This is a genomic window from Streptomyces lasalocidi, assembly GCF_005280215.1.
Taxonomy (GTDB): Bacteria; Actinomycetota; Actinomycetes; order Streptomycetales; family Streptomycetaceae; genus Streptomyces; species Streptomyces longwoodensis.
Map to the genome: position 1 here is coordinate 7,653,778 of NZ_SZNQ01000001.1, position 14,702 is coordinate 7,668,479.

Below are 14,702 nucleotides of genomic sequence, written 5' to 3' on the forward strand. Positions count from 1 at the left end.
GTCGGCCGGAAGGAGAAAAAGGACCGGCCGGGAAACAGAAAACGGACCGGCGGAGAACGGAAAAGGGACCGGCGGACAGCGGACCGGCGGAGAACGGAACCCGCCCGCACGGCCACGCTGTGCCCTCGCGCACGTCGCCTTCTCGGGAATTCAGCTAGGAAAGGGCAGCGAAACGTCATGATGAGTGAGCACGCTCCGGCGGGCGTCACGACCGGCCACCACCGTACCGAACCGATCGCCGTGGTGGGCCTCGCCTGCCGGCTGCCGGGAGCGGCCGGACCCTCGGCCTTCTGGGAACTGCTGACCGGCGGATCCAGCGCCGTCACGGACGTGCCCGCCGACCGTTTCACGCCACCCCCCCGGTCCGCTGTGCGGCGCGGCGGCTTCCTGGACGGTGTGGACGCCTTCGACGCGGCCTTCTTCGGCGTCTCGCCGCGCGAGGCGGCCGCCATGGACCCCCAGCAGCGGCTGGTCCTGGAACTGTCCTGGGAGGCGCTGGAGGACGCGGGCATCGTCCCCGCCTCCCTGCGTGACAGCCGTACCGCCATGTTCGTCGGCACCTTGCGCGACGACTACACGTCCCTGCTCTACCAGCGCGGCGGCGCGGCCGTCACCCAGCACACCATGACCGGTGTCAACCGGGGTGTCATCGCCAACCGCGTCTCCCACCACCTGGGACTGCGCGGCCCGAGCCTCACGGTGGACTCCGCGCAGTCCTCCTCGCTGGTCGCGGTGCACCTCGCCTGTGAGAGCCTGCGCACCGGCGAGTCCACCGCCGCCCTGGCCGCAGGCGTCAACCTCAACCTGCTCGCCGAGCACACCCTGACCGAGGAGCTCTTCGGCGCCCTGTCGCCCGACGGCGTCAGCTACGTCTTCGACGCCCGCGCCAACGGGTTCGTACCGGGCGAAGGCGCGGGCGTGGTCGTCCTCAAGCCGCTGGGCCGGGCGGTGGCGGACGGGGACCGCGTCTACGGCGTCATCCTCGGCAGCGCCGCCAACAACGACGGCGCCACCCCCGGCCTGACCGTCCCCAGCCAGGAGGCGCAGCGGCAGGTGCTGCGCGCCGCCCGCACCCGTGCCGGGGTGCGCGCCGACGAGGTGCAGTACGTGGAACTGCACGGCACCGGCACCCCGGTCGGCGACCCCGTGGAGGCGGCGGCGCTCGGCGCGGAGCTGGGCGCGGGACGCCCGCCCGGGACCGCGCTGCACGTCGGCTCGGTCAAGACCAACATCGGTCACCTGGAGGGTGCGGCGGGCATCGCCGGCCTCATCAAGACGCTGCTGAGCATCCACCACCGGACGCTGCCGCCGAGCCTGAACTTCGCCACGCCCCACCCTGCCATCCCGCTGCGCGAGCTGGGCCTGACCGTCCGCACGGAGACCGGGCCCTGGCCGCGCCCCGACCGCCCGTTGGTCGCGGGCGTCAGCTCCTTCGGCATGGGCGGCACCAACTGTCACGTGGTGCTCGCACAGGCCCCTGGGACCGCCGAAGCCGTCCAGGGCACGTCGCCGACGGCTGATGACGTGCCGGTCGCGCGGAGCGTCGCCGCAGCGGACCACGGTGGCGCGACGGCCGGCGGCGACGAGGGCGAACCGGGGCTCTTGCCCTGGGTGGTCTCCGGGGCGGGACGGTCCGCGCTGCGGGCCCAGGCCGAACGGCTCCACGCGTTCGCCACCGGCACCGAGCCCTCGCCAGCGGACGTGGCCTGGTCCCTCGCCACCACCCGCGCCACCTTCCGGCACCGCGCCGTCGTGCTGGCCCGGGACGCCCACGGGCTCCTCGCCGGGACCGAGGCGCTCGCCGCGGGACGCGCCCATCCGGCCGTGACGACCGCGGCCGCCCGCCCCGGCCCGCTCGGCTTCGTCTTCACCGGCCAGGGCGCCCAGCGCCTCGGCATGGGCATGCGACTGCACGCGGCCCACCCCGTGTACGCCGCCGCCTTCGACGAGGTGGCCGCGGCGCTGGCCGAACACCTGCCCGTCTCGCCGGCCGAAGTGATCCGCACCGGCGAGGGCCTCGACGACACCCTTCACACGCAGCCGGCCCTGTTCGCCGTGGAGGTCGCGCTGCACCGGCTCGCCGAGTCGTTCGGCCTGCGGCCCGACTTCGTGGCCGGTCACTCCATCGGCGAACTCGCCGCCGCCCATGTCGCCGGTGTCCTCGACCTGCCCGACGCCGCTGTGCTGGTGGCCGCACGGGCGCGCCTGATGCAGTCCGCGCGCCGCGGCGGTGCGATGATCGCCGTAGAGGCGGACGAGGCCGAGGTGACCGAACTGCTCGCCGGACGACCGCAGTTGGCGCTGGCCGCGGTCAACGCCCCGCAGGCCACCGTCATCGCCGGTTCCGCTCGCGCGGCCGACGAGGTGGCCGACGTGCTGCGCGCCCGAGGGCGGCGGGTCCGCAGGCTGGCGGTCAGCCACGCCTTCCACTCGCCGCACATGGACTCGGTCCTGGACGACTTCCGCCGCGCCGCCGGACACCTCACCTACCAGGCACCTCGTATTCCCGTGGTCTCCACGCTCACCGGGGACCTGTGCGACGGCGAGGAGCTGCGCACCGCTGACTACTGGGCCGACCAGCTGCGCGGAACCGTCCGTTTCGCCGACGCGGTGCGCACGCTGCACGCGCAGGGCGTCGCCACCCTCGTCGAGATCGGCCCCGACGCCGTGCTGGCCCCGCTGGCCCGGCAGACGGCGGACGAACTGACCACCGTGCCCCTGCTGCGCCAGGACCGCCCGGAGCCCGACGCCTTCGCCACCGCGCTGGCCACCGCACACGTCCACGGCGCGACCGTCGACTGGGGCCGGTTCCTCCAGGGCGTCGCCGGGCGCCGTATCGACCTGCCGACCTACGCCTTCCAGCGCACCCGGCACTGGCTGGACGACTCCGCTGCGGGCACGCCGTACCCGCAGCCCGTGCCCGACGACCCCGCGGCCGGCGCGGCGAGTGACGCGCCCGCACCGGCGGCGGCCCCGCGACCCCGCGGAGAGCTGGGCGAGCGGATGGGCGCGCTGTCCGCGGCCGAGCGCCGGCAGGCCGTGGCCGAGCTGGTCGACGAGCACATCGCGGCCGTGCTGTCGTACACGGGCGACGAACCGATCGACCGGCACACGCCGTTCCACGAGCTGGGGTTCACCTCCCTGATGACCACGGAACTGCGTGCCGCGCTCGCCGGCGCCACCGGGCTGCGACTGCCCACCGGCCTGGTCTTCGACCACCCGACGCCCCACGCCCTGGCCGCGTTCGTCGAGTCGGAGCTGCTCGGCGCGACCGCGGGGTCCGACACCCCGGCACCGGCCGGAGCGGACGGTGACGAACCGATCGCCGTCATCGGCATGGCGTGCCGCTACCCGGGCGGTGTCGCCTCACCCGAGGACCTGTGGCGGGTGGTGCACGAGGGCGTCGACGCCGTCTCCGCCTTCCCGCGCGACCGCGGCTGGGACGACGACCTGTACGACCCCAATCCGGAACGGCAGGGCAAGAGCGCCGTCCGGCACGGCGGATTCCTCGCCGGAGCCGGCGAGTTCGACGCCGGTTTCTTCGGCATCTCACCGCGCGAGGCGCTCGCCATGGACCCGCAGCAGCGGCTGCTGCTGGAGACCTCCTGGGAGGCGGTGGAGCGCGCCGGGCTGCTGCCGCAGGAGCTGCGCGGCACCCGCGTCGGCGTCTTCGTCGGCGCCACCTCCCTCGAGTACGGGCCCCGCATGCAGGACGCCCCCGAGAGCGTGCAGGGACACGTGCTGACCGGCAGCACGGCGAGCGTCATGTCCGGCCGCATCGCCTACCAGCTCGGCCTGATCGGGCCCGCGGTGACCGCGGACACGGCCTGCTCGTCCTCGCTGGTCGCGCTGCACCTGGCGATCCGTTCGCTGCGCTCGGGCGAGACCCGCATGGCGCTGGCGGGCGGCGCGGCCGTGATGTCGTCGCCCGGCATGTTCGTGGAGTTCTCCCGGCAGCGCGGACTGGCCGCGGACGGCCGCTGCAAGTCGTTCGCCGCGTCCGCCGACGGCACCGGCTGGGGCGAGGGCGTCGGCATGCTCCTCGTCGAGCGGCTGTCCGACGCGCTGAGGAACGGCCACCCGGTGCTGGCGGTCATCCGCGGCTCGGCGGTCAACCAGGACGGCGCGAGCAACGGGCTGACCGCACCGAGCGGACTGGCCCAGCAGCAGGTCATCCGCCAGGCCCTCGCCGACGCGGGTCTGGGCCCCGGGGACGTCGACGCCGTCGAGGCGCACGGCACCGGCACCACGCTGGGCGATCCCATCGAGGCCGAGGCGATCATCGCCACCTACGGCAGCGACCGGGCGGACCGCGAACCGGTGTACCTGGGCTCGCTGAAGTCCAACATCGGCCACGCCCAGGCAGCCGCCGGGGTGGGCGGCGTCATCAAGATGGTGCAGGCCATGCGGCACGGCGTCCTGCCCCGGACCCTGCACGTGGACCGGCCGACCCCGCACGTCGACTGGTCCCCGGGGACCGTCGGACTGCTCACCGAGGCCAGGAGCTGGCCCGCGACGGGCCGGCCGCGCCGCGCGGCGGTCTCCTCCTTCGGCATCAGCGGCACCAACGCCCACCTGATCCTGGAGTCGGCCCCCACCGATGCGCCGGTGCCCGCGACCCCCTCCGGCACCACCGGGCAGGCGCCCGCCACGCACGCCGACGCGGCGATGCCGGGCGAGCCCGGAGCGCTGCCCACCGCGGGCTCGGACACGGCGGGCAGCACGGTGGACGGCGCGCGGTTCGCCACCCCCTGGGTGCTGTCCGCACGCGACACCGCGGCGCTGCGTGCCCAGGCGGACCGGCTGCGCCGTCACCTCGGACCCGACGCCGGCGTCACCGATGTCGGCTGGTCCCTCGCCGCCACCCGTACCGCGTTCGAGCGACGGGCCGTGGTCGTCGGGGGAGACCTGTCCGAGCGCCTGGACGCGCTGTCCGCGCTCGCCGACCAGGACACACCACAGCATCCGCGCCTCGTCACGGGCGACGCCGCCGCGGCGGGCCGCACCGCGTTCCTCTTCACCGGTCAGGGCGCCCAGCGCCCCGGCATGGGCCGTGCCCTGTACGAGGCGCATCCCGTCTTCGCCGCCGCCTTCGACGAGGTCTGCGCCGCCTTCGACGATCTGCTTCCGAGGCCGCTGCGCGAGGTGATGTTCGCCGAGCCGGGCAGCGAGGCCGCCGCGGCGCTCGACGAGACCCGCTACACCCAGCCCGCACTGTTCACCGTCGAGACCGCGCTGTTCCGCCTCCTCCAGCACCACGGCATGACGCCGCACCTGCTGGCCGGGCACTCCGTCGGCGAGGTCGCGGCGGCCCACGCGGCGGGCGTTCTCAGCCTGGCTGACGCGGCCGCCCTGGTGGCTGCCCGCGCCCGGCTGATGCAGACCGCCACCGCCGGCGGCGCGATGATCTCGGTACAGGCCACGGAGGAGGAGATCCTGGCCGACCTGGCGGGCCGCGAGCACGAGGTGGCGCTCGCCGCCGTCAACGGCCCCCGGTCCGTGGTGCTGTCCGGGGACGCCCCGGCCGTCGAGGAGATCGCCGCCGTGTTCCGGGACCGCGGTCGCAAGACGACCCGACTGGCGGTCAGCCACGCCTTCCACTCCCCGCACATGGACGGCATCCTCGACGAGTTCCGCGCGGTGGCCGCCGGGCTGACCTACCGTCCGCCGGTCCTGCCCCTCGTCTCCACCGTCACCGGCGCCCTCGCCACATCCGGCGAGCTGACCTCGCCGGACTACTGGACCGGGCAGATCCGCGCCACCGTCAGATTCCTGGACGCCGCCCGGGAGCTGAGGCGGCAGGGATGCACCGTGGCCGTCGAGGTGGGCCCCGACGCCGTCCTCGCCCCGCTCGCGCGGCTCGCCGCGGACGACGAGCCGTTCACCGCCGTACCGCTCATGCGGGCCGGCCGCCCCGAGGCCGAGACCGTCGCCGACGGCATCGCCCGCGCCCACACCGTCGGTGCACCGCTCGCCCCGGCCACCTTCTTCCCCGGCGGTGCCCCGGTCGACCTGCCCACCTACCCCTTCCAGCGACAGCACTTCTGGCTCGCGCCGCAGTCCGCCGCGGGCGCCCGGGGGCTCGGCCTCGACCCCGCAGGCCACCCCCTGCTCAGCACGGTCGTGGACCTGGCCGAACGCGGGGACGCTGTGCTGACCAGCCGTGTCTCCGTGAGCACCGAGCCCTGGCTGGCCGACCACGTCATCGCCGGGACCGCGCTGCTGCCCGCCACGGCCTTCCTCGAACTGGCCATCACCGCCGGCGACCAGTTGGGTGCCCCGCACGTGGAGGACCTGGCGCTGGAAGCGCCCCTGCCGCTGCCCGCCACCGGGGCGGTACGCCTCCAGGTCGGCGTCGGCGCGCCCGACGAGACGGGCCGACGGGGGTTCACGGTGCACTCCGCGCCCGACGGCGACGACACGCCCGTACGGTCATGGACCCGGCACGCCTCCGGTACGCTCACCGCGCCGCCACCCGCCGCCCACCCGGCGGAAGCTCCGGCGGAAGACCCGCCGGAGCCCGCCACCGGAGCATCCCTGCCGGACGACGCCTACGCCCGCCTCGACGCCCTCGGCTACTCCTACGGCCCCTCCTTCCGGAACCTGGTGTCGGTACGGCACGAGCGAGCGGACGTGTACGTCGAGGTGCGGCTGCCAGAGGAACTGCGCGAGTCGGCCGGCCGGTTCGCGCTGCACCCGGCCCTCCTGGACGCCGTGCTCCATCCGCTGGTCCTGGCGGCCGCGACGCCGTCGGACGACGACACCATCCGGCTGCCCTTCGCCTGGTCGGGCGTCACCGTCCACGCCGGCGGGGCCACCGGGCTGCGCGCCCGGATCAGCCCTGCCGGTCAGGACACGGTCAGCGTGTCACTGACCGACCCGGCCGGCGCGCCGGTCGCCGAGATCGAGTCGCTGACCCTGCGCCGGGTGGAGAAGAAGCGGCTCGTCGCACCCGCGGCCGGCTCCCTGTACCGGCTCGACTGGCAGGCCGTCACCGACCCGCCGGCCGACCGGGCTCCCCGGTGGACCGAGGCCGGTGACGACCTCGCGGCCACCGAACCGGCCGAGGTCGTCGTCCTGCGGGCGGCCGCGGGCGCCGGCTCCGGACACACGAGGATCGCCCGGGTGCTCGGCGCCCTCCAGGCGTTCCTGTCCGACGAGCGGTACGGCGACAGCCGGCTGGCCGTGGTCACCCACGGCGCCCTGTCCGTCCTGCCCGGCGAGGACGTCGCCGACCCCGCCGCCGCGGCCGTCTGGGGTCTGGTCCGCTCCGCGCGCTCCGAGCACCCGGACCGGCTGCTGCTCGTCGACCTCGATCCCGCCGACACCGGCGCGCGGGCCCTGGAGGCCGCGCTGGCCGCCGGGGAGCCCGAGACCGCCGTCCGTACGGGGCAGGTGCGCATCCCGCGACTGGTTCCGGCCCGACCGGAGCCGGCCGCCGCACCGCCCGCACTGGACCCGCACGGCACAGTCCTCGTCACCGGCGGCACCGGCGGACTCGGCGCGCTCTTCGCCCGCCACCTGGCCACCCGGCACGGCGTACGGCACCTGCTGCTCGCCGGGCGCCGCGGCCCCGACGCGCCGGGCGCCGCGGAACTCACCGACGAACTGCGCGCCCTGGGCGTCTCGGTGACCGTGGCCCCGGTGGACGTCGCCGACCGCGACTCCCTCGCCGCGCTGATCGCCTCCGTGCCCGACGCACACCCCCTGACAGCCGTCGTGCACGCCGCCGGTGTGCTCGACGACGCCACCGCGCTCTCGCTCACCCCCGAGCGCCTGGCCGCCGTCCTCGCCCCCAAGGCCGACGCCGCCTGGCACCTGCACGAACTGACCGCCGGGGCGGACCTGGCCGCCTTCGTCCTGTTCTCCTCGGTGTCCGGCCTCCTCGGCACGGCAGGCCAGGGCAACTACGCGGCCGCCAACACCTCCCTGGACGCGCTCGCACAGCACCGCCACGCCCGCGGGCTGCCCGCCCTGTCCCTGGCGTGGGGCCTGTGGGACACCGGCAGCGGCATGGGCGCCACCCTCACGGACGCCGAACGCGTCCGCTGGCGGAGGGCCGGTCTGCCGCCGCTCACCGCCGAAGCCGGCCTGGCACTGTTCGACACGGCACTCGTGACCGGCGGTCCGCTGCTCGCCGCCGTCACGATACGGCCCGCCGAGACCGGCCCGCCCCACCCCCTGCTGCGCGCACTGCAGCCCGCCCGCGCCCTCCGGCGCACCGCTGCGACAGGCGCGGGCGGCGCCGGGGGCAGCTCCGACTGGACGCGGCGGATCGCCGCGCTGGCCGAGGACAAGCGGGCCGAAGCGGTGCTCGACCTGGTCCGCGGCACGGTCGCGGGCGTCCTCGGGCACAGCGGAGCGCGCGCCGTCGCACCCGAACGCGCCTTCAAGGACATCGGGTTCGACTCGATGGCCGCCGTGGAGCTGCGCAACCAGCTCGGCCGGGCCACGGGGACCCGACTGCCCACCACCCTGGTCTTCGACCACCCCACGCCCCAGGCCGTCGCCGACCGCCTGCTGACCCTGGTGACGGCGACGGGCCGGCCCGCGGCGACCGCGCCCGCCCGCGGCCGGACGACCGCCGACGAGCCGATCGCGATCGTCGGCATGGCGTGCCGCTACCCCGGCGGCGTGGCCTCCCCGGACGACCTGTGGCGGCTGGTCGCCGACGGGGTCGACGCGGTGAGCGAGTTCCCCGCCAACCGGGGCTGGGATCTCGCGGCCCTGTACGACCCCGACCCGGAACAGGGCGGCACGAGCTACACCCGGCACGGCGGCTTCCTGCACGACGCCGACCTCTTCGACGCCGGCTTCTTCGGGATGCCGCCGCGCGAGGCGACGGCCACCGACCCCCAGCAGCGGCTGCTGCTGGAGGCCGCCTGGGAGGCTTTCGAGAGCGCCGGCATCGACCCGGCGTCCCTGCGGTCCACGCAGGCCGGTGTGTTCGCGGGCGCCATGTACGACGACTACGGCGCCCGGGCGGCTGCCGCGGCGGGCGAGTTCGAGGGCTTCCTGCTCGCCGGGAACCTCTCCAGCGTCCTGTCCGGCCGGGTCGCCTACACCTACGGCCTGGAAGGCCCGGCCGTCACCGTCGACACCGCCTGCTCCTCCTCCCTGGTGGCGCTGCACCTGGCGGCGGGGGCACTGCGCGGCGGCGAGTGCGACCTGGCCCTGGCCGGCGGCGTGACCGTCATGGCACAGCCGACCACGTTCGTGGAGTTCTCCCGGCAGCGCGGACTGGCCCCCGACGGCCGCTGCAAGTCCTTCGCCGCGGACGCCGACGGAACCGGCTGGTCCGAGGGCGTCGGCGTGCTCGTCCTGGAACGGCTCTCCGACGCCCGCCGTCGCGGCCACCGCGTCCTGGCACTGGTCCGTGGTTCGGCGGTCAACCAGGACGGCGCGAGCAACGGCCTGACGGCGCCGAACGGCCCCTCCCAGGAGCGCGTCATCCGTCAGGCCCTGGCCGACGCGGGCCTCACGCCCGCGGACGTCGACGCCGTCGAGGCGCACGGCACCGGCACCACCCTGGGCGACCCGATCGAGGCGACGGCCCTGCTCAACACCTACGGCCAGGAGCGGCCGGCGGACGGCCGCCCCCTGTGGCTCGGCTCGCTCAAGTCGAACATCGGGCACGCCCAGGCGGCGGCGGGTGTCGGCGGACTGATCAAGATGATCAAGGCCATGGAACACGGCGTACTGCCCAAGTCCCTGCACCTCGATGAACCCACCCCGCACGTCGACTGGGAATCCGGGGCGGTGGAGCTGCTCACCGAGGCCAGGGAGTGGCCGAGCGAGGGCGGGCCGCGCCGGGCGGGCATCTCCTCCTTCGGCATCAGCGGCACCAACGCCCACGTCGTCATCGAGCAGCCGCCCGCCCCGCCCGCCCCGCCCGCCCCGGCCACGGACGGCGTCGTCCCCTGGATCCTCAGCGCCCGAGGTGAGGACGCCCTGCGGGCGCAGGCGGCCCGTCTGCTCGACCACCTGGGCGACCACCCGGAGCTGCAGCCCGCCGATGTCGCCCTGACCCTGGCGACCGGACGGTCCGTCCTGGAAGACGGTGCCGCCGTCGTCGGCGGCGACCGCGACGCCCTCCTCGACGGCCTGCGGGCCCTCGCCCAGGACCGGCCCTCCCCGGCGGTGGTGCGCGGCCGGGCGAAGCGGTCCGGCCGGACGGCCTTCCTGTTCACCGGGCAGGGCAGCCAGCGGCTGGGCACGGGACGGGAACTGTACGCGTCCTCGCCCGTGTTCGCCCACGCCCTGGACGAGGTGTGCGCACACCTCGACGGCCTCCTGGAACGCCCCTGCAAGGACGTGCTGTTCGCCGCGCAGGGCACCCCCGAGGCCGCGCTGCTGGACCGCACCGACTTCACCCAGGCGGCCCTGTTCGCCGTGGAAGTGGCACTGTTCCGCTGGTTCGAGCACCACGGTGTGCGGCCCGACATCGTCCTCGGCCACTCGGTCGGCGAGCTGGCCGCCGCGCACGTGGCGGGCGTCCTCGACCTGGCCGACGCCGCGACGCTGGTGGCCGAGCGTGGCCGGCTCATGCGGTCGGCCCGCCCCGGCGGAGCGATGGCCGCGGTCGAGGCCACCGAGGAGGAGGTCCGCCGGGACCTGGCGGAGCGTGGCGGCGACGCCGCGGGAACCGTCGCCGTCGCCGCCGTGAACGGGCCGCGTGCGGTGGTCGTCTCCGGCGACGCCGAAGCCGTCGAGGCACTCACCGCCCACTGGTCCGCGAAGGGCCTGCGCACCCGGCGGCTGACGGTCAGCCACGCCTTCCACTCCCCGCACATGGACGACGTCCTCGACGAGTTCCGGGCCGTCGCCGGGCGGCTTACCTTCCGGCCGCCGGCCATCCCCGTCGTCTCCGACGTCACCGGCGACCTGGCCACCGACGAGCAGCTGACCTCACCGGACTACTGGGCCCGGCACATCCGCGAGACCGTGCGCTTCCACGACGGCGTGCGGTGCCTGCAGGACGAGGGCGTCACCCGCTTCGTCGAACTGGGCCCGGACGGCGTCCTGACGGCCCTCACCGGCGACGGGCTGACCGAACAGCCCGGCGTGCTGGCCCCCGCCCTGCGCCGGGGCAGGCCGGAGCGCGAGAGCGTCGTCGCGGTGCTCGCGCTCCTGCGACTGCAGGGCGCCGAGCCCGACTTCTCCCGCCTGCTGCCCGGCGCCCGCCGAGTGACCCTGCCCTCCTACGCCTTCCAGCGCCGGCGCTACTGGCTCGACGCACCGGCCGGCCCGGCGGGCGATCCGGCGGTGCTCGGCCTGGAGGCCGTGGACCATCCGCTGCTCGGCGCGTCGGTGCGCCCGGCCGGCCGGGACGAGGCGCTGTTCACCGGCAGGCTCTCCCTGCGCACGCACCCCTGGCTCGCCGACCACGCGGTGGCCGGCTCGGTGCTGCTGCCGGCCACCGCCCTGCTGGAGCTCGCCGTCCGCGCCGCCGGCCAGGTGGGCTGCGACCGGGTCGCCGAACTGAACCTCGCCACGCCGCTCGTCCTGCCCGAGCACCACGGCGTCCACCTCCAGGTGGCCGTGGGCGCACCCGACGCGAACGGCGAACGCCCGCTCGACATCCACGGCAGCGCCGACGGCGACGCGTGGACGCTGCACGCCCGGGGCACGCTGGCGTCCGGCGCGGGCCCGGCCGAGGGGCTGCTGGTGTGGCCCCCGACGGGCGCCGAGGAGATCGGCCTGCACGGCGCCTACGACACGCTCGCCGGGCACGGGTACGCCTACGGGCCCGCCTTCCGCGGCCTGCGGCGGCTGTGGCGCGGCGAGGGAGAACTGTTCGCCGAGGTGGACCTGCCCGAGGAGATCCAGGACGACGCGTCACGGTTCGGGCTCCACCCCGCGCTCCTGGACGCGGCCCTGCACCCGCTGCTGCCCGGCGTCGCCGACGACTCGGCCCCGGCCCGGCTGCCGTTCGCCTGGACCGACGCGACCGTGCACAGCACCGGCGCCTCCGCGCTGCGCGTCCGGCTCCGCCTGCCGCAGGACACCGCCGCCGACACCCTGGAGGCGGAACTGACGGTGGCCGACGGATCCGGCCTGCCCGTGGCCTTCGTGGGCTCGCTGGCCCTGCGCCCGCTGTCCACCGACGCCGTGCGGGCGGCCGACGCGCACCGCGAGAGTCTGCTCCCGCTGCTGTGGACGCCCCTGCCGGAACCGGACGCCGCCGTGGCCGCGGACGGCTGGCTCGGCCTCGGCACCTCGCCCCTGGTGTCGGTCGCTGCGTGCCCCGACCTGGCGGCGGCGGGCGACGCGCGGCCCACCACCCTGCTGTGGGAACCGCCGACCACCGAAGACAACGGTGACCTGCCCGAGCGGGCCCGCGCCCAGCTCAACGGCGTCCTCACCCTCCTTCGCTCCTTCCTCGCCGACGACCGGTTCGCCGACACGCGGCTCGTGGTCCTCACCCGGGGCGCGACCGCCGTCGAACCCGGCGAACCGGTCCACGACCTGGAGCGGGCCGGACTGTGGGGACTGCTGAGGGTCGCCCAGACCGAGCACCCCGACCGGGTCGCCGTCGTGGACATCGGCGCTGACGGCTGCGACGACACCGCCCTGCGGGCCGCGGTCGCCACGGGCGAGCCGCAGATCGCGGTCCGGGGCGGCCGGCTGCTGGCGCCGCGGCTCACCAGGACCGCCGCCGCGGAGCCCTCGGCCGAGGCACCCCGCTGGGACGACGGCACCGTGCTCCTCACCGGGGCCACGGGCACGCTGGGCGGCGTACTGGCCCGGCACCTGGTCACCGTGCACGGAGCACGGCGGCTGCTGCTGCTCTCGCGGCGCGGCGAGCACGCTCCCGGGGCCGCGGAACTGCGGGCCGACCTGGAGGAGCGGGGCGCCGAAGTGACCTTCGCGGCCTGCGACGCTGCCGACCGCGCGGCGCTCGCCGACGTACTCGCGGCCGTCTCCCCGGACTTCCCGCTGCGTGCCGTCGTGCACACCGCGGGCGTGGTGGACGACACCGTCATCGGCGAGCTGACGCCCGACCGGCTCGACGCCGTGCTGCGCCCGAAGATCGACGCGGCGTGGAACCTGCACGAGCTGACCCGCGACGCCAAGCTGTCCGCGTTCGTGCTGTACTCCTCCGTGGCCGGTCTGCTGGGCACCGCGGGACAGGCCAACTACGCCGCCGCCAACACCTTCCTCGACGCGCTGGCCCAGCACCGCAGCGCACTGGGACTGCCCGCCACATCGCTGGCCTGGGGGCTGTGGGCCGGCACCAGCACGATCAGCTCCGGCCTCGGCGAGACGGACCTGCGGCGACTGGCCCGGATCGGGCTGCGACCGCTGTCCGACGACGAGGGCACCGCGCTGTTCGACCTCGCCCTGTCCGGATCCCGGCCGGTGGTGGCCCTGACCGGCGTCGACCTGGACGTGCTGCGCCGGCAGGGGGAACGGGCCGTGCCGGTGCTGCGCGCCCTGGCACCGCGGCCCGCCGGGCGCAGGGCGGCCGCCGGGGCCGACGGCGCCCCGGGCGGGACGTTCTCGCCGCTCGCGCAGCTTGCCGGGCTGAGCGGGCCGGACCGCGTCAGCGCCCTGCTGGAACTGGTGCGCGGCCAGGTCGCCGCGGTGCTCGGGCACGCCGATCCCTCGTCCGTCGGCGCCGAACTGCCCTTCTCGGACCTCGGCTTCGACTCGCTCACCGCGGTGGAACTGCGCAACCAGCTCGGGGCGGCCATGGGCCTGCGGCTGCCCACCACCCTCGTCTTCGACCACCCCAGCCCCACCTCCCTGGCCGAGTACCTCGCCGAGCTGGTGGAACGCGAGTCGAGCACGAGCGGCGACGAGGTGCTCGCCGAACTCGACCGGGTGGGCTCGGCGCTCGGGACGCTGGCGGCGGACGACGACGCACGCGAGCGGATCTCGCTCCGGTTGCACGCACTGCTGTCCCTGGTGGACGCCGCCGCGCCGGATGACCCCGGCCGCGAGGCGGTGGCCCCGCTCGAGACGGCCCACCTGGACGCCGCCACCGACGAGGAGCTGTTCGCCCTGGTCGAGGGACTCGACTGACCACCCACGGCCGGCCGCGAGCGTGGCGGCCGGCCCTTCAGACAGTACGACCCGACGGACGCGGTCCCCGCGCGGCCCGCGTCCGTTCCCCTCCTGACACCCGAAGGGTTCGCCATGCAGTCCTTGTCCGTGCAGTCCCTGTCCGTCCAGGAATCCACCGGCCGGGCGCCCGCGCCGTTCCCGCTGCGGGAGGTGATGGCCCGCTTCGCCACCGGGGTGGTCGTGCTCAGCGTCGGCGGCGAGCACATCCACGGTATGACCGCCAACGCCTTCAGCTCCGTCTCGCTCGACCCGCCGACGGTGCTGTGCTGCGTCGCGCACGACGCGGTCATGCACCGGGCCATCCGCTCCGCGGGACACTTCGGTGTCTCGGTGCTCGGGGCCGGTCAGGAGGCGCTGGCCCGGTACTTCGCCGACAAGAAGCGGCCGCTGGGACCGGAGCAGTTCGACGGCCTCGAGTGGACCGCGGGTCCCGTCACCGAGGCGCCGCTGCTGCAGGGGGCGACGGCCTGGCTGGAGTGCGAGCTGTCCGACTCCCACGACTCCGGGGACCACTCGATCTTCGTCGGTGATGTGGTCGGTGCCACGCGCGCCGAGGGGGGATCAGGCCTCCTGTTCTTCGAGGGCGCTTTCCGCTCGATCGAGTCCTCGGTCGAGCCGGAGGGGGCGTGATG

At 75.6% G+C, this 14,702-nt stretch carries 2 protein-coding genes; both read left to right on the plus strand.

The window, feature by feature from the left end; translation table 11 throughout:
- The first annotated feature begins 177 nt into the window (after positions 1 to 177).
- On the plus strand, positions 178 to 14,028 hold the full coding sequence (locus tag E4U91_RS34435; protein WP_179959690.1) for a type I polyketide synthase: 13,851 nt from the start codon (positions 178 to 180) through the stop codon (positions 14,026 to 14,028).
- 114 nt (positions 14,029 to 14,142) lie between these two features.
- Entirely contained in the window at positions 14,143 to 14,700 is a 558-nt protein-coding gene (locus E4U91_RS34440; RefSeq protein WP_241678788.1) for a flavin reductase family protein, read from the plus strand.
- Positions 14,701 to 14,702: the final 2 nt, after the last annotated feature.